Genomic DNA, 25414 nt, shown 5'->3' on the forward strand with positions numbered 1-25414 from the left:
GGTATATTTATTGACTAGGAGTACAGATTCTACATATATAAGTGCTAAAATCATATATACAAAAAGATTTATGTAAAAAATAACAAAAACTGAAGATATTTTACTGATTTGTTGTCCAGAAGTTTTATCATATATACTTTTCATTAACCCTATTATAAAGATTACAACAGTAGGCCAAAATCCATTGTTTGTTAAGTTTTCTAGTAATTCTTTCATATTTCCTTATTTCTCCTTACTATATACTATTTAAATAAAGAGTAAACTACATAAATATAAATCTCAATCCACAAATAGAACCCCACAGCCAACCTTAACTTGACCGTGGGGCTCACATAATTATTCTTCTATATTCAATCCACGATAGCGATTGATTGTTGCGATGAATTCTTGTTTACGTGGTAGGGCTAAGTCACCTGGATATCGGTTCTTCGGCGCAATGGCATCGAAACCTTCTTCAGCAATTTTACTATAAATCGTATCAGCCACTTCAACGATACTCATCTTACGCCCTGCCAACTGATGTTGATAGTAATCCAACATCATTGCGATGCAGTTGGTCTGACTCGGGTCAGCGAGTTGTTCCAAACCTGAAATGTCAATCGGCTCTTTACCATACATAATCGCATGCTTACCTTTCGCTTTCAGACGGCTATCTTTACCTTTCTTGTTAAAGCTTCCTTTCGACGGTACGCGTTGTGGAATGTCACCAAATTCGCGATCTGAAATATCATCGCGTTGATATTCTGGTGCTTGCGCAATTGCCTTCGCGTCGTCTGTGACATCTTTCAATTCATACTCATCCATCATAAAGACTTGGTCGGCGACATCGAAGTAGTCACCAGAACCGCCGACGATGAGAATTGTCGATACTTGATAGTCGTCATAAAGTGGTTTGACCTTACTAGCGAACGGCGTAATCGGCTCTTTCTCCGGAGCTATCAATTTCTGCATGCGGTCGTCGCGGATCATAAAGTTTGTCGCTGTCGTATCTTCGTCAATAAGGAGTAGTGATGATCCCGCTTCGAGCGTTTCCATCGTATTCGCCGCTTGAGATGTACTACCACTCGCATTCGTCGTAGAGAAATGTGCCGTGTCCTTTTTACCTGGCAGATTATCAATAAACGGCGTGATATTCACTTTCTCCACGCTACGACCGTCTTCGGCACGAATCTTCATGCCATCCGCACGTGTGATGACGAACTCACGACCATCTTGTGCAATATGGTTATAAACGCCAATTTCAAGCGCTTCAAGCAACGTCGATTTACCGTGGAAACCACCACCGACGATGAGCGTAATACCAACCGGGATACCCATTCCTGTCAGTTGGCCACCATATGGCAAGTCGAGTGTGATCTCATAACTTTCCGGGCTGGTAAAAGGCACTGCGTCTTGCAGTGGTAAGTCAGACACGCCATTTTTACGTGGAAGTATCGCCTCATTACCTACAAATGCGACGAGATCACGACGGTCTAACTCTTCACGAATAAATTGCTGGTTGAGGTAAAGTTCCACTTGTTCTTTCAAGCGACCTTGATCTAAATTGCGATACATTACGGCTTGCTCAACGACATTCGGCATGTGATCGATCATGATGGTCGCAGCCTTTTTACCTAAAATCTTACGACCTGCAGCTGGCATGCCAATCTCGAAACGCACTTCAATCTCTTTGTCATCGATTTGTACGGCAGAACGGTCGAGAATCTCTTGGCCACAGCGATCAATCACCATCTTGCCTTTAGATCCTTTCGCACCTTTCTGCGCACGGTTAATTTCTTGACCAAACGTACGTGTTAAGAAGTCAGTAACCGCTACGACTTTATCATGTGTATCGAGCAAGTCGTCTGGAATCCCCGCCATTTCACGATCCATAAGTACACGCACTTTACTGGGCGGGGCAAACGGATCCGCTTGCACATGTTCCACGACAAAGGTGAAATCATCGAAACGGTAGTGATTACCATTCAAACGCTTATACGCGCCATACTTACCTCCATCTATTGAATGTAACAGTTGTTTCAAATCTTTCGCAGTCTTCAACAGCATCCTCCTCGTCTCAATTATCTTATTGATTGTTTACCCAACTCTCGTGGGCTAGGAAACTTCACGCCATTGACTGTTTTTAAAGATAAAATTTCAGAATTATTTGACTTAACGGTAAATTTTAAGTACTCTTTTTGTAAACGATTACAAAGGAAGTGTTATTATGTCCATCAATCTTCAACAGGTACCGGCTGTGGATGTTCATTGCCATCCATTTGTCGCACCTGAGAAGCCACACACCGTAGAAAGTTTCTTGAATACATTATCACTTTCAGTCATCCCCGATATGTTTACCAAACAAGATATTTCAGAGAATGGCATTGTTCCGGGCATGAATATGTATTTACAACTCACTATTCGACGCTTGGCTCAATTCTTCCAATGTGAACCACATATCGAGGCTGTAGTGGAAGCGCGTAATCAACACGCTGAAGATTATGCCAACTACACTCAAAGTTTGTATCAAGATGCGAATATTACTGGCATGATTGTCGATTACGGCTATCCCGTGCCCCATATTCCGAAAGCAGACTCTGAACAAACGGCAGGCTTTCACACCTTTGAAATTTATCGCATTGAACCCGTGATGGAACATTACGGCGCGCAATGTCAGACTTTTACCGAATTCAAACAAGCCTACTACGACGATTTACTACAAACCTTGCAACGACCTGATGTTGTGGGTCTGAAATCGATCATCGCTTACCGCAGTGGTCTAGAAGTGCTGCCGAAAGATGAAGACAAAGCGGCAGATGCTTACGCTACGTTCCGCAATGACACGCGTGCAGCTGTGAAACCGTTGCGTGACTACTGTATGCATTTGGCGATGGAAGCATGTACAGAAACGGACAAAGTGATGCATATCCATACTGGTGTGGGCGATGGCGAAGTCGTCTTACCGAAAGCGAGTCCAAGTTTGTTGATTGATATGTTACGTACGCCGAAGTACAGCCAGACGAAAGTCCATTTCGTGCATGGCGGTTATCCGTGGATGGAGGAAGCGGCGTTTATCACGAGCATCTTGCCTAACGTCTATATGGACATCTCACTTCAGATTCCGTTCGCGGGACACGGAGCGAAACGGATTCTTTCTACCGTCTTCGAGTTCGCGCCGTTCGACAAAGTGATGTTCGGCTCAGACTGTTTCAGCGCGCCAGAGATGAACTGGTTAGCGGCGAAATTGTTCCGCCAAGATTTGACCGAGGTCTTAGAGACGTGGGTCGAACGCGACTATATGGACGAGCACATGGCGCAAGAGATTGGTGAGATGGTGCTGTACCGTAACTTCGAACGCGTTTATCAAGATGCGATTACTGCTTGTAGTGACGCATAGGCGAGTATCACTTTCGAGAGTGGTAAAAGGACGGGGCGCCTGACATACATGAACATTTTACTATCATAAAAAAAGAGAACGCTCTCCCCACTAAGCAACACAATTCAACTAAAAGGAGTGAGAAGATGACGCAACCTGTAAAGTGGTCTTGGAAAGACGAATTGAATGATAAGTTATTTGAGATTCGCAAACATTTACACCAACATCCCGAACTATCATTCCAAGAACATGAAACACAACAATACATCGCAAAGGTGCTAGATGACTGGAACATTCCATATCAAACCATTACTGATACCGGACTCTATGTCGATATCGAAGGTTCTAAAGAGGGTCAACACATCGCCTTACGTGCCGACATTGATGCCCTTCCCATTACAGAGAAATCGGATGTCGACTTCCCTTCTCAAAATGAAGGTGTCATGCACGCCTGCGGACACGATGGTCACACGACGATTCTGTTAGGTGCGGTCTATCATTTGTGGCAACACCGTGATCAACTGAAAGGTTCAGTACGCTGCATTTTTCAACCTGGCGAAGAAGCAGATGGCGCTGCTGAACAATTGATACAGGCTGGTGTACTGACTGATCCACAGATTGAGAATATCATCGCGCTACACGTGTGGCCGAAACTCCCACTCGGTACGATTGGGACTATCAAGGGGCCAGTAACCGCTTCGTGCGATGACTTCGTACTCAAAGTCCACGGTAAAGGTGGACACGCGGCACGACCTTATGAAGGAATCGATGCTTTAGCGATTACGCACGAAATTGTTCAAGCACTCAAGTTTCTCGAAACACGCGTGCTTGATCCAGTGAAACCTCACCTCATTCACGTAGGTAAAGTTGAAGGTGGACAATCCAACAACTCGATTGCAGATGAAGTGGTAGTAGAAGGCTCTGTGCGTACTGTTGACCACGAGATGCGACAAGAGATTGAAGCGCATTTTACCCGATTAGTAAAAGAGACTGCTGAACGCTTTGGCGGCAGCGTCGATATCGAGTACATCAATGGCCATCCACCTGTGATTAATGACGACGAAATTACTGATCAGCTCGAGCGCAGTGCCAGTCAGATTGTCGGCGAGGACAACATCATCGACCTTGGTCAACCGTCGATGGGAGCCGACGATTTCGGTTACTACTCTGAACAACTGCCGAGCACCTATTTCCGTCTAGGAATTAGCGAAGCGCACGAGACAACCTACGATTTACACCACCCGCAGTTTAAATTTAATGAAGAAGCCATCATTTATGGCGCGAAGATCTTTACGCAATATGCATTGGATATGTTGCACTAACTGATTTGTATTCCGTAACTCAGCACTTCGACACGATTTAAGGAGGCGATAACTATGGTAAATAATCAGAATGACAAGATTCAACAAGTTCTAGATCGAGTACAAGACGACAATATTGAATTTATCCGTATGGAGTTTCTCGACTACACAGGAGTGACGCGTGGGCGTACGATTCGCAACGACAACTTGCGTGCAGCGATGGAAGACGGCGTTAACTTCAGTACGGCGATTATGAGCTTTGACATGTTCGATGAGTTTATCGAAGGTGGCGCGTATGGTTCTAACGATGGGGACTTCTTCGCGATTCCAGACCCTGATACGTATGCGGTCGTTCCTTTCCGGGAGAAGACTGCTCGTATGCTCTGTGACCTATACGATGTGAATGGTGAACCATGGGAAGGTTGTCCACGTAATGCTTTAAAACGTTTGTTGGAAAAAGTAGAAAAGTTATTAGGCGGCAAGTTGAACATGGCCTATGAACAAGAAGCGTATCTATTGGATACAGATGAGAAAGGCAACATCCTTCCAGCTGACCAATCACATTGTTTCTCAACAGATGGGGTCGATATTCAAGATAGTTTCGTTCAATCATTCGTCCATGCTTTAGAGACAATGGGCGTAACGACAGAACAAATTTCCAGTGAATATGGTCCAGGTCAACTTGAGGTAAACTTGAAGTATGCGGATGCGTTGAAAGCGACAGATGACCAAGTGACATTTACGCATTTATTTAAGCAAATCGCGCGTCAACATGACATGCTAGGTACGTTGATGGCGAAACCGTTTGAGGATCAGCCAGGAAGCGGCTTACATGTCCATATTAGCTTATATGACGAAGACGGTAACAACTTATTCGAAGATCCAGACGATAAGCGCGGCTTGCAGTTATCTCAGAACGCGTATTACTTTATCGGCGGCTTGTTGAAGCATGGTCGCTCACTCGTCGGCATTGGCGCCCCAACGTTCAACTCTTACAAGCGTATGCAGCCAGGTTCTTGGGCACCTGCACATGTATGTTATGGTGATGCGAACCGTTCTGTACTCGTTCGTGTGCCTGAAGTTCGTCGTGCACGTCGCTTTGAGTTCCGTGGCGCTGACGGCTCTTGTAACCCTTACTTACTGTCTACATGCTTATTAGCGGCAGGTCTCGATGGTATTCAGAATAAAATTGATCCAGGTGACCCAATGCAAGAAGACGTAGCTGAGTTTGATGATGAGCAGTTAAAAGAACATGGCATTGAATGGGTGCCACGTGATTTATTAGAAGCGGTTCAAACGATTGAGAAAGATGCGGTGTTAGGAGAAACAATCGGTCAATCGATTTGGAAAGAGTTTATGAATGTGAAGCGGAGCGAATGGAAGAAATATACGCAGCACATTAGTGGTTGGGAATTAGAGAGCATTTCGAAGATATTCTAAGGAAGAAATACAGAAAATCCAGTCAATGCGTGAGGCACTGGCTGGATTTCTTCTTGTTTTAGAGTTCTTGATTTTTAAAAATGGATAGGGAAGAAAAGTATGATATAAACAACATAATAATCCCAAAGATACCGAAACCAATGACGCTAGTTAATGCAGTCGTATCATGCACAACGCCAGTGAAGCTACCTGCTTTCATAAAGGCAGGTTGAATCGTTAAGAAGTAAATCGCGAAGAATGCGATTAACAATACAAACGTAACCGTCATTAAAATTGAATTTGAATTTTCTGGACCAAATTTAAAAGTAAACGGAAAAATTAAAGAGTAAATACCTACTGACCCTAAACCAAATAAAATAGCGAGTAAAGCAAGGGTTAGGCTCTGTTGTAAGATTAAGATAGCAATCATACCAATAATTAAACCAATCACTACGGCAATAAGAACAAAAATAAAGTATGAATTAACGTAACCTTTTCGTCCGTTTGGAAGTGTTGATACGTAGTACATCCAATGCGATTCTTTCTCATGCTTAATATTATCAGATGCCGGGTTCAACAGAAGAACCATTGGCATAAAGCATCCCATCATTGGATTAATGAATGAAAAAACTAATGACATAATAATACCGATAATCAAATACATAATAAATTGCTTTTTCGTCGCATAGAAATTTGTTAGAAATACACCTTTCATTAGATTTCACCTCGCATCAAGATTTTTGTCGCATCATCGATTGAGTTTAGAGATTCCGCACCCTCTACTTGTGTATAATCATTCACTAGAGAAATGCGTTCTCCACGGTATCCTCTTGACGCAACGAGCACTTGGTTCGGCACGTAGAACTCCTCTACCGGTTGACGCACGATACCGTATCGTTGTAGCAACTTCTCTTTTTCTTCAGTTAAAATGATTCGACCATCTCTCATAAAGACAAGTTTCGTCGCAATCGTCTCAATATCTTCTGAAATATGAGAAGAAATCATAATGCCATTGTTCTCACCTATATAATCTTCTAATATATCAAGCACCTCTTCACGACCTGAGACATCCATCCCTGCAGTCGCTTCGTCGAGGATAAGCAGACGACTATCATGTGCGAGCGCCATTGATATCGCAACTTTCATCTTCATTCCTCGTGAGAAGTCTTTGACCGGGCGATTGGTTGGTAACTCGAATTGTTGAATTAATTCGTTAAATTTATCGCTATCCCATGTTTGATAAATATGTGAAAATGCCTTCTCAATGTGCTTAATATCTAACTTATGAGGCACACGCAAATCATCGAATACGACGCCTAAATATTCTTTATACTGCTCGTTTTCAGAGGTCACTTTCTGATCAAAGAATTCTATTTCTCCTGAGCTTGGAAAACGATTCCCGACAAGCGTGTTGATCAACGTAGATTTACCTGAACCGTTCTTCCCTACTAATCCGACCACCTCTCCTGGTCGAATCGTTAAGTTAAGGCCAGATAATGTGAATTCACTATCTTTATAAGATTTATTGAGATCTTTCACATTTAATAAATAGTCCATTATATTCTCCCTTTCTTAGTTTTTATAGTATTTCGCAACTTTGAAAGTATAAGTTAGTGAGTTATAGATGAAAATAATGATTAATACGAGCATGCCAATGCTTTGGTTGTCGCCTGTTGCCATTGAATAGAAGTATAAAAATAAGATTCCAACTATTACTAAGGAAAGTGTAACCGCGTTAACTTTAAAAAGAGATTTCAATGTAATATGACGTTCACCTTCGTCCATCACACTTAAACGCTTTTCTGTATAATTCTTGTCTCCAACTTTAGGCATTCGAGAATCTAATTTACGTGCATAAACACCATTAATCGTTCCCCAAATAACTACGACAAAAAATGGTATAAGTGCGATAAAATAAACTTCTATGGAACCGTGTCCTAGTACAATAATAAATAAATTTAAAAATGCGATACCATAGCTAGCTAACAGTAACTTTTGAGCTTCTATAAAATGAATACTACTTTTTTGTTCATATGTATCTACATTATCTTCACTAATATCTTTCTCTAATGCTTTTTTATAAAAATATGCATTACGTGCATATTTAAAGGCAAATATTCCTAAAATCAAAATTATAATTAGTGAAATAGCAGTAATAATAATAGAATTACTAAGATTAGCAAAAAACAAAAATTCACTAATATTGATGTCTTCGCCCCACCCTATAATTAGGCCTACAATTCCACCCACAATTCCACCAAGTATCAATAAACCTATGTATCTTCCGACCTTCACAATTCGTCCTCCTCAAATATAAAGATATCTTCTACTGGTTCGTTAAATATACGTGCGATTCTCACTGCAGTTAGAATGGATGGCATGAAGTCGTTTCGTTCAATCAAAGAGACCGTTTGTCTAGAAATTCCTGCTTTTCTAGCAAGTTGCGTTTGATTATAGCCATCTCGAGCACGTAATTCTTTAAGTCGATTGCGCAATTTCCCTCAACTCCTTAGTTCATAATATATAATACTTTAGTCATTTTGACAAGTATAGTTGTCAAAAAGAAACATATAGTAGTCATTCGATAGTTGATATCAAGGTCGTGCTAAGTGGCTTCGTTTCTACTAAAAGGATGTAACGGTGACAAGGATGTTGCTCGACGTTAGCTTTTTGCAGCTCCTCAAGATGATTGTTCTATCAATTTCACAAATTTCCTCTTCTAAAAAGACAATATTTGTCCATTTCTGGCTATATACTAATTACAGGAGTTGAAATTTATGAACCGAACAGAACGTATTTTATATATTTTTCTAAAACTCATTAACGGTAAGACAATTACAGTACAGGAATTCGTTGAACAGACAGGTAAAGGCGCCAAAACACTACAACGTGATGTTAAAGATATCAATTTATTCTTTTACCAAAGCGACGAATGGCATGCAACTGATACAGAAATTAAACATAAACGTGGTTCAGAAGGCACGTATTATTATCTCGATAATTACACATTCACCTATGATAGTTATGCCGTATTGGGCGTATTGTTGCAGATTAAGAGCTTAACGCCTTATTTACATACGAATGTCATTAAGCTTTTTGAGAAATTGAAGCAAGGTTCACGAATTGAAGATGCAAATACGATTCAAGATGTCATCAATCATTTTAAACCGCGAGAAGGTGAAGTGCTGCCTGGTAAACAGTTGATGACGATTCAAACGGCTATCCGTGAAGGCGTGCTGATCGATGTGACTTTCACAGACCAAAGCAAGAGTACGATTGTGCCTCATTCGCTGATTTACATGAACTACAATTATTGGCTCACATATGAGGAGAATGACTCTCTGAAGAGCGTGGATGTGCGTAAAATTGATCAGGTGGAATTTACGGATTTGCAGTTTAAGCAATGTTATGCGCGAGATGTTGTTACCCTTGAAGTGCACAAAGATATTAAGAGCAGTTTATGTGAAATTTATACTGTCATCGATGAACGTCCATCATCTCATAATGATTATTTAATTATTGATTTGGCTGTGACAGAGCTTGATGCGTATTATATCGCCTATCAGCACACACCACATGTGCGTATTCTTGGGCCAGCAAAGTATATTAATGGGTTCTTAGATCGTATGAAAGAAATCATTGCGCATTATGAGAGATGATATTAACTAAACAAAGCCCTTTCTAAGCGAGTTTCAGCTCACTTAGAAAGGGCATTCTATTATTAATCAAATTGTAACCTAAGCAGTTATTCCGCACGCTTCCGCCACAACTTCCACGATATGTTTAACAGCAATTTGATCGCTTAGTCCTTCGCGTTCGACACCTAACTGCATTTGAATGTGACAGCCAGGGTTAGACGTGATGACTAAATTTGGATGTGCTGCTTCAACGTTTCTCATCTTATTGTCTAAAATTTTCATAGATTCATCATAATGTAGAATATTGTAAATCCCCGCTGATCCACAACATTGTGACTGTCCTTCCATATCCACCACGTTCAAACTTGGCACTTGTTCTAAGACAGCTTGCGGTGAATGAAAGACTTGTTGAACGTTTTCTAAATGACATGACGGTTGGTAGACTGCTTTATATGAAACTGGATTTGACATATCTAGCTCTAATCGATTCATAATCTCAGATATATCTCTTACTTTGCTCACAAAGCGTTTCGCACGCTGATGCCAATAGCTACCTTCTTTAAATAACTTATCGTATTCTTTAAGTGACGCGCCACAGCCACCGATTGTGTTAACGACATAATCAACATCTGCATCATCAAACGCTGCAATATTTTTCTTTGCTAACTCAACTGTTTGATCTGTTTCTCCAGCATGATGTTGTAAAGCGCCACAACACGTTTGACCTGAGATATTCTCAACTTGAACTCCATGCTTTTTCATAATTTCTACTGCTAAATCATTAATTTTTGAGAAGAAAGCATCCATGATACAACCTTCAAAGAAGCCAACGCGCATCACAGGTTGGTCATATTTACCTTGAGACCCCATGTGCTCACTATTTCTATTTTCTTCTTGTTGCTTAGTCACTTTCTTTACATTTGGCAATGCTTGATTCAATTCACCCATTTTTGTTTTGTTCCCAAGTAAATGGAATCGATTAATGAACGCTTTCAACCCTGTCTTTTCATAATAGTAAATCGCATGGTTAAGCGTCTTCACACTCCCTTTTTTAGGTAAAATATATTTAAACGCCAAGTTCTGAACCGTCTTACGCTTCTTACCTAACTGGCCATCTTCGTTCAACACTTCTACTGCAGACATTAGAATGTCGCCGTATTGTACATTTGTTGGACAAACCGTCTCACAGGCGCGACATCCGAGACATAAATCGATACTTTCGCGCATGTCGTCGAGTGAAACTTTACCTTCTGCTGCCATTTTCACCAAGTTAATTCGCCCACGAGGAGAGTGTTTCTCTTTCTCAAAGGCTACATACGTAGGACAAGCTGGTAAACAATAGCCACACTGAACACAATCGAAAGTCGCTTCATAATCTAATTTCTTCAATAAACGATTACTCATTGCGCAACACTAACCTTTCTTCTCCTTCTTCCGGAAAGATCTTACCCGGATTTAAGATATTCTTAGGATCGAGTGCTTGTTTAATCATTTGTTGATAGCGAATGCCTTGTTCCCCAACTTCTTTCTTCATGAATGCTTTTTTCATAATATCAATACCGTGTTCTCCAGATAATGTTCCTCCAAGTTCAATTGCGTAATTAAATATTTCTTCGACCGCATCTTCTGTACGACGAACTTCATCGTCATCACGCATGTTAGTATTAATCGTTGGGTGTAAGTTCCCATCGCCAGCGTGACCGAACACAACTATATTCAGTCCATACTTTTCTTTAACTTCGTCGATTTTCTTGAACATTTCTGGAATCTTGCTCAACGGTACCGTCGCATCTTCAGAAATCTTAGTATAACCACTTTCGACAACAGCAGGCGATACGAGTTTACGCACTTGCCATAGTTTGGCTTCATCATCTTTAGACTCAGCAATTTCAATATTTTCAACACCAATTTCTTTCAGGGCTTTACGAACGATTGTCAACTCTTTGTCTAAGTTGTCAGGCTCTCCGTCTACTTCCACGAGTAAAATGGCTGCCGCTTCACGTGGTAAATCTAATTCTGCATAATCCTCTACCTTATTTAAGGCATTGTGATCAAGAATTTCCATTTTAGACGGACGGACCCCTGAAGTCAGTATTTGTGAAATAGACTTACCTGCCGTATAAAGGTCGTCAAAAATAATCATCGCTGTCTTCGTATCTATCGGTTTAGGAATCAAACGTAACGTCGCCTCCGTGATAATACCTAATGTGCCCTCCGAGCCGATGAGCAATTTCGTTAAGTCATAGCCTGTGACGTTCTTAATCGTTTGTCCTCCAGTACGAATTACTTCGCCATCTGCCATAACGACTTCTAAACCAATGACATAATCTTTGGTTACGCCATATTTAATTCCACGAGGACCTCCAGAATTCTCAGCCAAGTTGCCGCCAATTGTACAGACAACTGAAGAAGATGGATCAGGTGGATACATCAGATTACGTTGCTCTGCAAGTTGATGAATCTTATCCGTACGTACACCTGGACTCGCTTTAATCAATAAATCTTCTGGGTAAATTTCTAAATCTTCCCATTGAGAGAAGTCGATGACGATGCCACCTTTAACTGGTAATGCCCCACCAGATAAACTCGTGCTCGCTCCTCTTGCATAAACAGGAATTTCAAACTCATTTGCAAGCTTAACGACATGTTGTACTTCCGCTGTTGAAAATACTTGAACGACGTATTCTGGATTGTATTGACCGAACGAGCCATCATAACCGTAAGATACTAAATCTGCAATATCGGTCATGAGACGTTCTCCAAATCGTTCTCGAAGTCGATGTTCTACTTCTTTTCTATTCAATTGTTATCCCCCCACATATCAAACTCATTTATATACTAAAAGCATAAAATGTTACTTATATTTTACTAAACATACCTCTTATTCAAAAACGAAAGAGTGAGACTGAAATTTATTCTGTCTCACTCTTGATGATTAGCGAGTTACTTAACTCACCTATCTATTAAACACTATAATCAACCTTCAGCTTTACTACTCTCGCAATTTAACGAATGGACTTCGGATTCAAGGCGTCTTTTAACCCCTCACCTATAAAGTTAATACACAGAATAGTAATCGTAATTGCCGCTGCAGGTGGCATCCAAATCCATGGTTTGCCTCGTAAGATATCTCCCTCTTGCGCATCTGTTAACATATTCCCCCATGTTGGTACGGTCTTATCAATACCGAAACCTAAGAAACTCAAGCCCGCTTCAGCCACGATTTGAACCGCAAAAATGAGTGTGGCTTGTACAATAATAACGCTGAGTATATTAGGTAAAAGATGTTTGAAGAGTATCTTATATACAGGTGTTCCTATAGATTGAGCTGCTAGGAAATATTCGTTCTCTTTCTCTTGCATCACCTTACCACGAACGACACGTGCGACTCCGACCCAAGACAACACAATTAATACAAGCGCTAATATTATAGCTGAACCATATTTACTTTCAATTTTACCACTGAAAGTCGCATTAAGAACTACTGCAAATGGAATGAATGGGAAGAGCATCACAAACTCTGTGAAACGCATCAATAATGTATCTACCCATCCTCCGTAGTACCCTGAAATCATACCGATGAGTACACCGATAATCATTAGCCCGATAGTAGTAAAGAGGCCAAATAGTAAAGATACGCGCCCAGCAAATAGTAATCGACTAAATATATCTCTACCACCAGAATCTGTACCTAACCAATGTGTGCCTGTCATCTGACCTTTAATCGTTGATAAATATTGCGTATTGGGATCATGTGGTGCAATTAAAGGAGAGAGTAAGGACAACACAAAGATCGTTAATAATACAATAGCTGAAATCATTGCGATCTTATTGCGACTAAACTTTCTTATTGCAATTTGAACGGGGGAAGCCCCTCTTGATTTATGTTTATTCTCCATATTATCCCTCCTTAGTTACTCTTAATTCTTGGATCCACAATACTATACGCTATATCAGAAATAAGGTTTGCCAATAAACCTAAGAATGAGAAGAATAATAACAAGGCCATCATTAATGGATAATCTTTACCACTAATAGATTCAATCAGTAACTTCCCTATTCCTGGATATGAAAAGATTGTTTCAATGATGACAGCACCACCGAATACGGATACAACATCTGCACCAAAGAATGTCACGATAGGAATAATTGAATTACGTAAGATATGTTTGTTGTAAATCTTAGATTCAGACAGACCCTTGGATCTGGCTGTTCTAATATAGTCCTTACGCGAATTCTCTATGATATCGTTGCGCAAGAATTGAATATAACTCGCGATTGAAAGTAACCCTAAGACAATCGCAGGTAGAATAGTATGATACACCTTACTTAAAAAGTACGGTAACGTTCCTGGCTCCACTCCGATAGCAACTGAACCTGAGAACGGGAACCATCCGAGTTGGAATCCGAAGATATAAATAGCAAAAACCCCTGCAACAAATGATGGAATGGCTAGGGTTAAATAGTTCGCAAATTGTATACCATAATCATATAGTGAGTAAGGTTTACGACCCGAGAGAATCCCCAGTGGAAATGCGACTAAATAAGTGATGATTAAACTCATCGTTCCTAACATAATCGTATTCGTCATACGTTCTTTAACTAAATCCATAATAGGTCGTTTATATTTAATAGATTCACCTAAATCACCATGAACGACGTTGTTCGCCCATGTTAAATATTGTTTATAAATCGGTTGATCTAATCCTAACTTTGCGCGTTGCTCATTGTAATAATCAGCTGAAATTCCAGGTCTCTTTTGCCCTGTAAATGCGTCACCAGGTTGCATCTTAGCTACAAAGAATATAACGACTGACATCAATATGAGCATAGGTATCATAATTAACACACGACGTATAATTAAAGTAGTCATACCTTCTTCACCTCATCCTTCAAATGAATACAAGCTGCGACGTGACCATCACTAATCTTTCTATATTCTGGCGGTGCCTGTTTACATTCTTCAGTAACTAGTGGACACCGCGTATGGAAAGGACAACCTTTCGGTGGATTACTCGGTGAAGGGAGGTCTCCTTGTAGTATCACTCTTTCTCTACGTTTAGATGGATCAATTTCAGGAATCGCTGAGATGAGCGATTGTGTATAAGGGTGCTGAGGATTGCGATAAATTTCCTCTGCAGGCCCTTGTTCCACAATATGCCCTAAATACATAACACAAATATAATCACTCACGTGTTTCACTACGCTTAAATCGTGGGCAATAAATAAGTAACTGAGTCCAAACTCTTCTTGAAGCTCATCCATAATATTAAGCACTTGTGATTGTACGGACACATCTAATGCACTTACAGGTTCATCTGCAATAATCAACTTCGGCTTTAATGCTAATGCGCGTGCAATACCGACACGTTGACGCTGACCCCCTGAGAATTCGTGCGCATATTTGTAATACGCAGTCTCGTCTAGCCCTACACGTTCGAGTAACTCTATCACTTCATCCTTAATATCTTTTTGCTTCTTCTTATAATAATTACGTATTGGTTCTCCGACGATATCCCCCACCATTTGCATAGGATTTAATGATGCATATGGATCTTGAAAGACCATTTGGAACCCTTTACGTGCTTCACGCAATGTCTTCCCTTTCGCTTTAGTAATATCTTGTCCGCAAAATTTAATTTCACCTGACGTAGCATTTTGAAGACGTAGAATGGTGCGTCCTGCAGAGGATTTACCACAACCAGATTCTCCTACCAGCCCTACAGTCTCACCTTTTTTTATTTTAAAAGATACCCCATCAACGGCTTTCACTTCTCCTACTTTGCGTTGAAAAACGCCCCCACGTATTGGATAGTATTGTTTCAAATCGTTAACTTCTAAAATCGTATCTTTAGACATGTTTCGGCACCCCCTTGCCCTTCATTACTTCTTCATCAAATAAGTGACATGAAATACGATGTTTCTCATTGAGATAAATTGTCTTTAAAGAAACGTTCTGACACTCTGGCATAGCGAAAGGACATCTATTCGCGAAACTACAGCCCTCTCTAGTAAGTTCGGTTAATGAAGGAACGGTACCTTTGATTGTCTCTAATTTCTTATTGTTATCGTCTAGTTTAGGAATAGCTTTCAATAGTAATTGTGTATAAGGGTGCTTCGGCTCACGGAATAATTCTTCAACTGGCGCACGCTCTACAATTTCGCCCGCATACATAACAGCAACTGAATCACATATTTCTGCAATAACCCCTAAGTCATGAGAGATGAAGATAATGCCCATATCATTCTTCTCTTGAACTTGCTTTAATAAATCTAATATCTGGGCTTGCACCGTAACGTCTAGAGCGGTAGTGGGTTCGTCTGCAATGAGTAAACTTGGTTCACATGAAATCGCCATCGCAATCATCACACGTTGTCTCATCCCACCAGAGAGTTGGTGTGGATATTGATTGACTACCTCATTTGCTCTAGGGATACCTACTTGTTCAAGTAGTTCTATCGCACGTGATTTAGCTTCCTTTTTTGAAATTTTGAGATGTAATCTCATCATTTCTATCATTTGATTACCAATCGTAAATACTGGGTTGAGTGAGGTCATCGGTTCCTGAAAGATCATTGCCAATTCTTTTCCACGAATCTTATTCAATTCTTCCGCTGAACTTTGGTCTAATCGTTGTCCTTTATACCAAACTTCACCTTCTGTAATCTTAGCTATTTTTTCTGGTAAAAGTTTCAACAGCGACGCACTAAAAACAGATTTCCCAGAACCAGACTCTCCAACGATGCCCATAATTTCTCCTCTTCTCAGAGTCAGATTAATGTCTGAAATTGCGTTATAGAATTGATTATTTATCTCAAAGCCCGTGCTTAAACTTTTAACTTCTAATAAATGTTCCATCCTATTCCCCCTTGTTTATCCCCTGTCATTAATGGCTTTTTATTTATCGTCCACCGTCCATTCATAAATAGGATTTGAACCTTTAAGTGATACCTTTACGTTCTTCACGCGATTATTCACAGCCGTCATACTCTCCATTTCGGCTAATGGAATATAAGGTTCATCTTCGTTCATAATCTTTTGCCATTCTAGATATTTCTTCTTACGTTTCTCTTGGCTATCCCCCACAACTTTAGGGTCTTTCGCTTCTTCTAATAACTTATCTGCTTTAGGGTTGTTATAACGTCCTTCATTCCATAAAGCATTGGATTTATATAAATCAGAAGGGTCAGGATCGGCGCCTGCCGTCCAAGTACGAACATAAGCTTCCATATCTTTCGATGCATCTTCTAAATCCTCATTATATTTACCAAATTCAACCATATCCGTCTTAGTTTTGATTCCGACGTTTTCCCAGAATCCTTTAATCGCCGCAGTTCGTGGTTCAAATGTAGGATTGGAACCTGCATAATGCTTTAAATTCACGACGAACTTTTTACCGTCTGGATCTTCTCTCCAACCGTCTCCATCTCTATCTTTATATCCCGCTTCATCAAGTAATTTCTTGGCTTTTTTCGGATCGTAAGAATAATCTTTTAACTCACCTTTCTTAGCGCCATTCCAGAACGCGGATGGAACCAATCCTTCAAGTGGTTTCGCATAGCCGTACATAAAAGCATTAATCCATTCTTTTCTATTGATGGCATATGTGAGTGCTTGTCTTAATTTCTTATTTTGATATTTAGGTCTTTCTTTACCGATTTTTTGCTTCGTCTTGTCATAATCATTGAGCACAAAACCGATAATTGCGTAATCCGTTCCTGGTGATCTTAATATTTTCATATTTTTATTGCCGTTATCTTTAACTTCTTTAGCAATTGGCGGTGATACTGAAGCCATATCAATTTCTTCATTATCTAAGGCTTCAGTCAAAGATGTCTGTTCTACTACACGTAAATTGATTTTGTCCAAACCTGGTTTACCTTGATAGTAGTCGTTATTTCTTACTAACTCTACTGATTCACCATCCGTAATACGTTTCACTTTGTATGGTCCAAAGCCGATTGGATGCTTACGTACTTCTGGCGATTTCCCCATATCTTTAACTGGAATATGTTCAAATACTTTCTTACTAATTGGTGCACTCATCCAGAGTCTCTCTAAGTTGTTTGACTGTGGTTTACTAAAAGTAAGTCTTACTGTGTAATCGTCTATTTTTTGGAGGCCGCTGATTGATTTGGCTTTACCTGCGTGTTTCTCCTCAGCACCTTTAACATCTTGAACGCCATCATATCTTGGCCCGTCATAGTCAGGGTCTGCTAAAGTTTCTAAAGTGAATATCCAATCATCAATCGTCAATGGATTCCCATCTTGCCATTTAATCCCCTTTTTCATTGTGAACTCATATGTAGTCTTATCTTTATTGAGTGATTTCCATGAAAGAATTTTAGGCTGAATCTTGAAGTTATCATCGAAATCAACGAGCGAATCATTAAAGTAATCAATCACTTCGCTATCACCTGCTGAACCCGCAAAAATAGATTGAAACTCTCCTTCAGGCGCTTCAGAAATCCCTATGTTTAAAGTTCCACCTTTAGATTTAGACTTAGCAGTATGATCTGTTTCTTTAACTTCGCCATGGTCACCCCTTCCACAACCACTTAGAATTAAAATTAGGCTTAGCATACTCAATAATGCTAAGCGCCACCGTTTCTTCATATACATCCCCCCTGTATACTTTTCTATATTATTACAATTTTCACACAATTATGTCAACACTTTTCTGTTTGACGGAATATATTTCATTAACCAACCTTTAATAAAATTAACTTAATAAAGCGCACTCGTTTATAATAAAAAAGCTCCGAAAGTTCTTCACTTTCGAAGCTTTTACCAATAATCATATAACTATAGTATAGAAATCCATCAACAAAGCCCACCGCCCTCACAGACGATGGACTTCCTTATACTCCCTACAACGCTGTATAACCACCATCGATCGTAAACACGCTACCTTGTGCGAATGAAGACGCATCGGATGCGAGATAAACGACGATACCGCCAAGTTCATGTGGCGCACCTGGACGACCCATTGGTGTGAAGCCCATCCAATCGTCGATCATCGCACCACCTTCATCGAAGAAGGGTTTTGTTAACTCGGTCTTCATGTAACCTGGCGCAATGGTATTGACTTTAATACCGTATTTAGACCATTCCATTGCTAGACTTTTCGTCAACATAATAACCCCTGCTTTAGACGCGTTGTATGAACATTGTTCTTGTGGTTTATTTGCGATCAAACCTGACATAGAAGACGTATTGATGATTGAACCGTAGCCTTGTTTGATCATAATTCTACCTACAGTTTGAGCGACTAGGAAGATACCGTTCAAGTTTAAATCCATGACTTTCTTCCAGTTCTCGTAAGACATCTCCTCCGCTTTCTCGTTGATAGTCATGCCGGCGTTGTTCACAAGGATATCAATCTTGCCGTACTCCTCTACTACTGTGTCCGCCATTTGATTGACCGCTTCAGGGTCTGTTACATCTGTTTCAATCGCAGTCGTCTTCACACCTTCAGCCTCACTAATCTTCTGCGCGGTCTTCTTCGCGAGTGGAAGGTTGATATCGGCAATCACGATGTCTGCGCCTGCTTGGGCAAGTGCTTCTGCCATAGCTTGACCTAAGCCCATTGCACCTCCTGTGACGATGGCTACTTTACCGTTTAATTTAAATTGTTCAATAATATTAGTCATGTTCTGACACCTTTCTCTCTATAGTTTGTCGAGGTTGTTGGACTTTCATAAAGAAGGTCAATACAAACCCGATAATGTAGAATATCGCTAGCGCCCAGATTGCTGCACGTGTGCCCCCTAAAGGTAAGGCTGCTCTCGCAATCAATGGACCCATAAAGTTACTAAGGCCGGCAGATAAGTTGTGAATAGAGACTGCCGCACCTTTATTCTCTGGCTCTAGTGTTGGGAAAATGGCTGACATTGGCACGAATGCTGCCACGGCGAATCCGAAGACAACCGCTGCAATAAGGGCAACCCAGAAGTTTGGACCAGTCCACAATGGGATGTAGTAGAATGCTAAAGTCGATAGCGCCATACCAATACAGCCGAACCAGCGTACTTGGCGAATCCAGCCAATCTTGTCTCCTACGACACCCCAGAAGAGGTTCGTAAAGATGGTCACAATGTACATGACACCCCAAATTCTCAGCCATTGTGCCATCGAGAAACCGACGTGGTCTGTAAAGAAACTTGGCATAAAGACCACGAGACCAAAGAGTGAAAGTTGGTTAATGATTCGCACGAGACAAGCGATCGCCACTTGAGGATTACGCAATATCGTAATCCCTTTGACAAATTCACCTAACATTTCTTTTTTAGTCAGTTGTTTCGCTTCACTTTGCTCACCCTGCTTGTCTTTTACCAAGAACATCGCAAGCATACCGCCGATGAAGATAAAGATAATCGATGACCACAATGTGCCCATGTAGCCGAGCCATGGAATTGTGAAGCTCGGTAGGTAGGTGCCAATCACACCGATACCGATGGAGTACATCGCCCAGAACCAGCCCATCGCCGACGCAAGTTTATAGCGTGGTGCAGAGTATGTAATCCACACGACGAAACTGTAAATAAACATCGGATAAGCGAGGCCACGGATGCCATACATGATGAGCATCATTGGATAGCTGTGTTGTTCTAAACCGAGAACGAGAAAGCCGACGTGAAAGATGATCCACATGATGAAGGCGAAGATCATCACACGACGTGGGCTAAAGATTTCAGCTAGCACCCCGGACATCCAAGATGCGATAGCCACGACGAAACCATAAACGGTCAGGACATTCCCTGCTTGCCCACTGTCAAAGCCAAGCATCCTAATGTATTTCGATAGGAAGGCCTGTTCAATGCCATCTCCAGTCATGAAGATCGCTACTGCGACGTAACCCCAGAGTAAGATCATCGGTAAACCTAGAAACTGACGTTGACTATTTGTATTTAAATCCTTGCCCACTACTGATACCGCTTTCTATCTTTATTTGAGTTGAACTGCTGATCTGCCACGTGCTCGAGTTCCATTCCCGCTTTAAAGCGCTCTGTATAGTTTCGGAAACTCTCAATTTCCGCTTCGGTCGGTTCAATCGTGATGGCGTCTGACGCTTCGAACGCTGAGTCGTTGAGGAACTGTGCTAAATCTTTGTGTTCTGCCACGAGATAGCGCGCGAGCACTGCGATCCCCCATGCGCCACCTTCTGACGCCGTTTGCATGACACTAACCGGACTCTCGAGTGCAGCCGCCATGTAACGTTGTGCCACTTCTTTCGTGGTAAAAATGCCACCGTGACCCAGCATGGAATCGATTTGAATCTGTTCGTTCTCTTTTAATAAATCGATGCCAATTTTAAGCGTCGCAAAGGCACTATAAATTTGTGATTTCATAAAGTTCGCGAGATTGAAGTTGCTGTCTAACGAACGAAGCAATAACGGGTACCCTTGAGGGACATCAGTAATAAATTCACCCGAAACGTAGCCGATGGACAATAATTGGCCTAGATCGTCATCTCCTTCTAAAGCGCTTTCAAACAAGGTTGTGAAGAGCTTATTTTTATCATAATCCACACCTAAACGTTGAAGTAACTCTTCAAAGATGCCGACCCATGCGTTGATATCTGACGTGCAATTGTTGGCGTGAATCATCGCGACCTCGTAGCCATCTGGCGTTGAGACGATATCCACCTCTGGATAGAGCTGCTGAATCTGTTTCTCCAACACAATCATAGAGAAGATGCTCGTACCCGCTGACACGTTCCCCGTACGAGGTGCGACACTGTTCGTCGCGACCATGCCGGTTGCTGCATCTGCTTCGGGCGCACACATTGGACACCCTGCTTTAAGCTCTTCGTGAGGATCAATCAGCTTGGCACCTATCTCAGTTAGACGTCCCGCAGACTGACCTGCCACGACCACTTCAGGTAAGATATCTTCAATCTGTTGCGTATATCCCGCTTCGTGAAAATGTGTATTGAAGCGCTGTAATAAATCCGAACGGTAAGTCAACGTCTCGCTGTCAATCGGAAACATCCCTGAGGCGTCACCGATTCCAAGCACGCGCTCACCTGATAAATACCAGTGAACGTACCCTGCCAGCGTCGTCATATAACGGACATGTGATACGTGTTCTTCTTTGTCGATGGCGGATTGATAGAGTTGCGCAATACTCCAGCGCTCTGGGATATTCACCTGGAAATCTTCTCGCAGTATACTTGCCGCTTCATTCGCATTGTTATTACGCCAAGTTCGAAACGGCACGAGTAAATCATCATGCTCATCAAAGACGAGATAACCATGCATCATTCCGCTGATACCTAGTGATGCAATGCGTCTCACTGTCGTATCGTATTGATCTTTAATGGCATTGGTCATCTCAGCGTAGCTTCGCTGCAAGCCGACCCAGACATCGTTCATTGAATACGTCCAGTAACCATGTTTGAATTGATTCTCCCACTCAAACGAACCTGTAGCTATCGTTCGACATTCAGGGTCTATCGCTACAGTCTTGATGCGCGTAGAACCAAATTCAATACCAATAGACAACTGACCTGCGTCAATCAGTTGCTTGATTTCAGAAGTCGTCATCTCAATACCTCACTATATGTATTTAAATTATGTAATCGTTTACAAAATAATTATCTTACAACATAGTTGCCACAGTCAATGAAATAAATTTGAAGATATATTGTTTTGATGGGAAGTGGAGGGGTTATCCTTTTTAACAATTGGCAGAGAGGAAGCGTTACTAAAACAGAAAAAACTCATAAGACGTCGAGCATCACCTACCTAACATAACGGATAAGCATAGTGTCTACGTCCTATGAGTTTCTAGTAAATTTATTTATTTAGCTCCTGTAAGTGCTTCTAAGACTGGTGTTTCACCAGATTGAATAAAGATATGTTTGTGCTCTACTTCTTCTGTATCCAATGCATTAACAAGCACTGTAGCTACATCTTCGCGAGGAATCTTGTAGCTGCTAGGATCGTCTTCTAATTCTGTTGATACTTCAATCTTACCTGTACCTTCATCGTCTTGAAGTGGTCCAGGATGTACGATTGTGTAGTTTAATCCAGAGTCTTCAATGTATAAGTCTGAGAAGTGTTTAGCAACCGCATAAGGTTTCATAACTTCTGACTCTTCTTCAGGATGAAGGCTATCTGTCGCACTGAGTTGTACGAAACGTTTAATATGATATTTATTCGCATAGTCAACTGCTTTCTTCGCACCCCATAGGTCAACCATCATTGTCTTGTCAGCACCTGTGCTGCCACCTGAACCTGCGGCGAAGACTACACCTTCAGCATCTTTAAATGCATCAGAGAAATCCTCTTCAAGATCTCCAACCATGACACGGTCTGCACCAATTTCACGTAACTCTGATACTTGTTCTTCCTTGCGTACTAATGCGATAGAGTGATGTCCTGTTTCTTTAAGTTGCGCAATAACTTTTCTACCTACAGCGCCGTTTGCACCGATAACTAAGATTTCCATCTTCTAAATCACTCCTTTTATAATATATGCACGTACATATTATTTAACTACCACCTTTATATCGGAGTAAACATAGACCGATATTTAGGGCGAGATTAAAATGTTCTCAATCTAACGTTACTTCTGAACCAAGGTCTCATAATTAATGATGTTAGAATTAACTAGGGTTGGTTTATTATCATAACGCGTTAAATCGATTGATATGAGCCTCTTCAGAAATGCATTTTCTATTTTAAAATAATTAAATACGTATTCTGATGAAATGATGCCTCTTTTAATCATAAGATTTAAAAGACTTTTCATTTTTAAAGCTTGTCTCGCCCGTGACTGTTTTTTACTTGAAAGTGTTCCATCGTGTATCTTACCTTCATAATAACAGTACTGCTTATAAGAGATAATACCCGCTTTTCGTGCGTGCAGTGTAACTAATGAGATAGGAACTTTCCATTTTTGTGCTATTTTCTCCCATACGCGCCACGTAATCCTTTTATACGGTTGACACGCTTTAATCAGTTCACTTTGAGGCAATAAAAAATGGCGCGTGAAATCAAAGGCATTTCTATTTAATATCTCGAAGTCATCACCAGAAGCCATAGTTAATTCAGCATGCCTATTAAGTAATAAATATCCTAATTCATAAGCAAGATCTAAATTTTGATTTCCTACCGCTCTGTTCAGGTTGCACATTATTATATGAGGATGTCCTGCCGAATCCCAAAAACTATAGGATTTTACAATATCAAGTGAGCTTCTTTCATAGACCATTACTCCTGCTTTTTCAAAATCTAATAATAATTCTTCATTGAATTCTCCATTAGTGATGTAACTTCTAGCTATATGAGCCGCCTGTTTAATAAAATCTTCTCTACTGATTTCTTTCGAGCGTGTTTTATCTATCTCAATAATTATCTTTTTCAAAATCGTTTCATAGTAGCGAAAGTAACTCATTATAAATTGAGTGAGCGTACTGAATGTATTTGCTTCGTAATATTGGGGGTCGATTTCTCTTGGTTTAATATATTCACTTTCCTTATAAGAATAAAAAATAGAATCTTTCTTAACTAAACCAAGCTGACCTATCATTGGTGAATCTGAATAGAAGTATTGTGTTTGTACATTAAATATACATGCCAAGGTAAAAACTTTACCTAGATTAGGTGTCAGTCGCCCCGTTTCATACTGCCAAATTGTTTGTTCATTAACCTTTAATTTCTTAGCAATGTCACTTCGACTTTTATTATTCAATAGTCTAATCGCTTCTAAATTTTCCCCGTAGAACATAAGTTCATCACACTTTCGTTTATTCTTCCTCGTTTTGCTCTTTCTCCTTATCATCTAATATCACAGTAAACACACTTTCAGATTTTTCTGCTTTTATTGGTTCATCTTGAATAAATTTTAAAAACTCTATCTCTTCTTCACTAATATTATATCCTTTAATCTCTATTACTTTATTCATTATAGAAGTTAAATCTTCAATTAACTCGGCAGTATTTGTTTCAGGAATAGGTAACCAAATTTTTATCGATGAGGATTTTTCAGATGTTAACTCTATGTTATAAGTTATTATATAGAAATTTGCTTTTCTTTCTTCTTTTCTCTCATTAAACAACAATTCATTAGCATCTAGTTGATAACTCTTCTTAAAATTACTTCTAACTCGCTCTGTATTTACATCTTTATTCTTGTTTATAAGTTCTTTTAAATATTTCTTTTCATTAGTTTCTTCTTGGAAAGGGTTTCTTCCATATGAAACTCTATTTTCATTAAAGTACCTTTCGTTTTTTACAACAAATGAAAAAACATGATTATCACTATCATCAATCTTCATAAACTCTAGAAATTTCCAACTAAATCCTGCTTTCTTTTTAGAATGCTCAAATAAGTGTTCTAAATGAATCGCAATCTGATTCTCAATATGATTTCCTTTAACGTAACAATATGCATCACTGATTTTCAAAGTTTCGTTAGCATTTTTGCGTACTTGAATATAGTCTTTATAACCTTTAATAATCCCTTTGACTAATTCTTGTTTAAATCGATGTTCAAGCGTGTTCGTGGTGTCTGACCTTCCTTTCTGAATAAGTTTAGAGTTATCATACTTCATTCCTTTGAAGAAATCTATTATAAATTCAATACTCAATACAACATCTCAAATCTTTTTATCTCACAGGTTGATATTGTCATCTATTGACTATGTATCCAATCTCGAAAGCAGTGATGCTTCACATTTTAAAAACCAGCC

At 40.2% G+C, this 25414-nt stretch carries 23 protein-coding genes; 4 read left to right on the forward strand and 19 right to left on the reverse strand.

Going from position 1 to position 25414, the window contains the following annotated elements; all coding sequences use genetic code 11:
* Both CD126_RS12235 and CD126_RS05245 read right to left on the reverse strand, forming a co-directional pair.
* The coding region (locus CD126_RS12235) for a hypothetical protein (RefSeq protein WP_206168293.1) at positions 1–216 on the reverse strand (216 nt) is incomplete at its 3' end.
* Between the two features lie 120 nt (positions 217–336).
* Positions 337–2040 (reverse strand): ABC-ATPase domain-containing protein, encoded by a 1704-nt coding sequence (locus CD126_RS05245; protein WP_049405037.1) that lies wholly within the window; start codon positions 2038–2040, stop codon positions 337–339.
* A gap of 166 nt (positions 2041–2206) precedes the next feature.
* Between CD126_RS05245 and CD126_RS05250 the strand changes: the two genes are divergently transcribed.
* The 3 genes from CD126_RS05250 (at position 2207) to CD126_RS05260 (ending at position 6096) form a co-directional block, all read left to right on the forward strand.
* Positions 2207–3376 (forward strand): amidohydrolase family protein, encoded by a 1170-nt coding sequence (locus CD126_RS05250; RefSeq protein WP_049405035.1) that lies wholly within the window; start codon positions 2207–2209, stop codon positions 3374–3376.
* A 125-nt stretch (positions 3377–3501) separates the two neighbouring features.
* Positions 3502–4677, forward strand: a complete 1176-nt coding sequence (locus CD126_RS05255) for a M20 metallopeptidase family protein (protein ID WP_049405034.1) — start codon at positions 3502–3504, stop codon at positions 4675–4677.
* A gap of 54 nt (positions 4678–4731) precedes the next feature.
* Positions 4732–6096, forward strand: coding sequence for a glutamine synthetase family protein (locus CD126_RS05260; RefSeq protein WP_049405033.1), 1365 nt, complete (start codon positions 4732–4734; stop codon positions 6094–6096).
* A gap of 58 nt (positions 6097–6154) precedes the next feature.
* Here the strand turns inward: CD126_RS05260 and CD126_RS05265 are convergent, their stop codons facing one another.
* Genes CD126_RS05265 through CD126_RS05280 form a run of 4 tightly spaced genes read right to left on the reverse strand, consistent with a single transcriptional unit; the run spans position 6155 to position 8570 of the window.
* The gene (locus CD126_RS05265) at positions 6155–6790 is read right to left on the reverse strand and encodes an ABC-2 transporter permease (protein WP_049405032.1); all 636 of its coding nucleotides are present in this window, start codon (positions 6788–6790) and stop codon (positions 6155–6157) included.
* The gene (locus CD126_RS05270) at positions 6790–7632 is read right to left on the reverse strand and encodes an ABC transporter ATP-binding protein (protein ID WP_049405031.1); all 843 of its coding nucleotides are present in this window, start codon (positions 7630–7632) and stop codon (positions 6790–6792) included. Before CD126_RS05270 ends, CD126_RS05265 begins: the two co-directional genes overlap by 1 nt.
* Before the next feature lie 15 nt (positions 7633–7647).
* A complete protein-coding gene (locus tag CD126_RS05275; protein ID WP_142381353.1) occupies positions 7648–8370 on the reverse strand; it encodes a DUF3169 family protein in 723 nt (240 codons plus the stop codon).
* Positions 8367–8570: a helix-turn-helix transcriptional regulator gene (locus tag CD126_RS05280; RefSeq protein ID WP_002471958.1), complete on the reverse strand. Its 204-nt coding sequence runs from the start codon at positions 8568–8570 to the stop codon at positions 8367–8369. The genes CD126_RS05275 and CD126_RS05280 overlap by 4 nt, the downstream gene beginning before the upstream one ends.
* Before the next feature lie 282 nt (positions 8571–8852).
* On the opposite strand from CD126_RS05280, the gene CD126_RS05285 reads away from it, so the two are divergent.
* Positions 8853–9734 (forward strand): helix-turn-helix transcriptional regulator, encoded by an 882-nt coding sequence (locus CD126_RS05285; RefSeq protein ID WP_103370139.1) that lies wholly within the window; start codon positions 8853–8855, stop codon positions 9732–9734.
* A gap of 78 nt (positions 9735–9812) precedes the next feature.
* On the opposite strand, the gene CD126_RS05290 is transcribed toward CD126_RS05285, so the two are convergent.
* From CD126_RS05290 to CD126_RS05350, 13 genes are all read right to left on the reverse strand, one after another.
* On the reverse strand, positions 9813–11117 hold the full coding sequence (locus CD126_RS05290) for a (Fe-S)-binding protein (RefSeq protein ID WP_049405025.1): 1305 nt from the start codon (positions 11115–11117) through the stop codon (positions 9813–9815).
* Positions 11110–12462 carry an FAD-binding oxidoreductase gene (locus tag CD126_RS05295; RefSeq protein WP_103370140.1) on the reverse strand — a complete coding sequence of 451 codons (1353 nt, stop codon included), beginning with the start codon at positions 12460–12462 and terminating at the stop codon, positions 11110–11112. Before CD126_RS05295 ends, CD126_RS05290 begins: the two co-directional genes overlap by 8 nt.
* A gap of 256 nt (positions 12463–12718) precedes the next feature.
* Positions 12719–13612, reverse strand: a complete 894-nt coding sequence (gene opp4C, locus CD126_RS05300; RefSeq protein ID WP_103370141.1) for an oligopeptide ABC transporter permease — start codon at positions 13610–13612, stop codon at positions 12719–12721.
* Between the two features lie 11 nt (positions 13613–13623).
* Positions 13624–14586 (reverse strand): oligopeptide ABC transporter permease, encoded by a 963-nt coding sequence (gene opp4B / locus CD126_RS05305; protein ID WP_049405020.1) that lies wholly within the window; start codon positions 14584–14586, stop codon positions 13624–13626.
* On the reverse strand, positions 14583–15572 hold the full coding sequence (locus CD126_RS05310; protein WP_103370142.1) for an ABC transporter ATP-binding protein: 990 nt from the start codon (positions 15570–15572) through the stop codon (positions 14583–14585). The genes opp4B and CD126_RS05310 overlap by 4 nt, the downstream gene beginning before the upstream one ends.
* Complete coding sequence (locus CD126_RS05315) at positions 15565–16572, reverse strand: ABC transporter ATP-binding protein (RefSeq protein WP_049407941.1); 1008 nt, start codon at positions 16570–16572, stop codon at positions 15565–15567. The genes CD126_RS05310 and CD126_RS05315 overlap by 8 nt, the downstream gene beginning before the upstream one ends.
* 39 nt (positions 16573–16611) lie before the next feature.
* Positions 16612–18330, reverse strand: coding sequence for an oligopeptide ABC transporter substrate-binding protein (gene opp4A / locus CD126_RS05320; protein ID WP_049407943.1), 1719 nt, complete (start codon positions 18328–18330; stop codon positions 16612–16614).
* 254 nt (positions 18331–18584) lie between these two features.
* Positions 18585–19367, reverse strand: coding sequence for a glucose 1-dehydrogenase (locus CD126_RS05325; protein ID WP_049407946.1), 783 nt, complete (start codon positions 19365–19367; stop codon positions 18585–18587).
* Positions 19360–20640, reverse strand: a complete 1281-nt coding sequence (locus CD126_RS05330; RefSeq protein WP_260979555.1) for an MFS transporter — start codon at positions 20638–20640, stop codon at positions 19360–19362. Before CD126_RS05330 ends, CD126_RS05325 begins: the two co-directional genes overlap by 8 nt.
* Positions 20640–22262 (reverse strand): xylulokinase, encoded by a 1623-nt coding sequence (locus CD126_RS05335; protein WP_103370143.1) that lies wholly within the window; start codon positions 22260–22262, stop codon positions 20640–20642. The genes CD126_RS05330 and CD126_RS05335 overlap by 1 nt, the downstream gene beginning before the upstream one ends.
* A 256-nt stretch (positions 22263–22518) precedes the next feature.
* Positions 22519–23169, reverse strand: coding sequence for an SDR family oxidoreductase (locus CD126_RS05340; protein ID WP_049407950.1), 651 nt, complete (start codon positions 23167–23169; stop codon positions 22519–22521).
* A gap of 117 nt (positions 23170–23286) precedes the next feature.
* A complete protein-coding gene (locus CD126_RS05345) occupies positions 23287–24450 on the reverse strand; it encodes a helix-turn-helix domain-containing protein (RefSeq protein WP_169931249.1) in 1164 nt (387 codons plus the stop codon).
* A gap of 19 nt (positions 24451–24469) precedes the next feature.
* On the reverse strand, positions 24470–25312 hold the full coding sequence (locus CD126_RS05350; protein ID WP_049407953.1) for a spr1630 family ClpXP-sensitive toxin: 843 nt from the start codon (positions 25310–25312) through the stop codon (positions 24470–24472).
* Between the last annotated feature and the right edge of the window lie 102 nt (positions 25313–25414).

Source organism: Staphylococcus pettenkoferi (genome assembly GCF_002902685.1).
GTDB lineage: Bacteria > Bacillota > Bacilli > Staphylococcales > Staphylococcaceae > Staphylococcus > Staphylococcus pettenkoferi.

What these genes read in the sequence shown, in the direction of transcription:
- CD126_RS05250 (WP_049405035.1), top strand. Translation starts at nt 2,207, where the DNA reads ATGTCCATCAATCTTCAACAGGTACCGGCTGTGGATGTTCATTGCCAT.
- CD126_RS05255 (WP_049405034.1), top strand. Translation starts at nt 3,502, where the DNA reads ATGACGCAACCTGTAAAGTGGTCTTGGAAAGACGAATTGAATGATAAG.
- CD126_RS05260 (WP_049405033.1), top strand. Translation starts at nt 4,732, where the DNA reads ATGGTAAATAATCAGAATGACAAGATTCAACAAGTTCTAGATCGAGTA.
- CD126_RS05265 (WP_049405032.1), bottom strand. Translation starts at nt 6,790, where the DNA reads ATGAAAGGTGTATTTCTAACAAATTTCTATGCGACGAAAAAGCAATTT.
- CD126_RS05270 (WP_049405031.1), bottom strand. Translation starts at nt 7,632, where the DNA reads ATGGACTATTTATTAAATGTGAAAGATCTCAATAAATCTTATAAAGAT.
- CD126_RS05285 (WP_103370139.1), top strand. Translation starts at nt 8,853, where the DNA reads ATGAACCGAACAGAACGTATTTTATATATTTTTCTAAAACTCATTAAC.
- CD126_RS05290 (WP_049405025.1), bottom strand. Translation starts at nt 11,117, where the DNA reads ATGAGTAATCGTTTATTGAAGAAATTAGATTATGAAGCGACTTTCGAT.
- CD126_RS05295 (WP_103370140.1), bottom strand. Translation starts at nt 12,462, where the DNA reads ATGACCGATATTGCAGATTTAGTATCTTACGGTTATGATGGCTCGTTC.
- opp4C (WP_103370141.1), bottom strand. Translation starts at nt 13,612, where the DNA reads ATGGAGAATAAACATAAATCAAGAGGGGCTTCCCCCGTTCAAATTGCA.
- opp4B (WP_049405020.1), bottom strand. Translation starts at nt 14,586, where the DNA reads ATGACTACTTTAATTATACGTCGTGTGTTAATTATGATACCTATGCTC.
- CD126_RS05310 (WP_103370142.1), bottom strand. Translation starts at nt 15,572, where the DNA reads ATGTCTAAAGATACGATTTTAGAAGTTAACGATTTGAAACAATACTAT.
- CD126_RS05315 (WP_049407941.1), bottom strand. Translation starts at nt 16,572, where the DNA reads ATGGAACATTTATTAGAAGTTAAAAGTTTAAGCACGGGCTTTGAGATA.
- opp4A (WP_049407943.1), bottom strand. Translation starts at nt 18,330, where the DNA reads ATGAAGAAACGGTGGCGCTTAGCATTATTGAGTATGCTAAGCCTAATT.
- CD126_RS05325 (WP_049407946.1), bottom strand. Translation starts at nt 19,367, where the DNA reads ATGACTAATATTATTGAACAATTTAAATTAAACGGTAAAGTAGCCATC.
- CD126_RS05335 (WP_103370143.1), bottom strand. Translation starts at nt 22,262, where the DNA reads ATGACGACTTCTGAAATCAAGCAACTGATTGACGCAGGTCAGTTGTCT.
- CD126_RS05340 (WP_049407950.1), bottom strand. Translation starts at nt 23,169, where the DNA reads ATGGAAATCTTAGTTATCGGTGCAAACGGCGCTGTAGGTAGAAAAGTT.
- CD126_RS05345 (WP_169931249.1), bottom strand. Translation starts at nt 24,450, where the DNA reads ATGTTCTACGGGGAAAATTTAGAAGCGATTAGACTATTGAATAATAAA.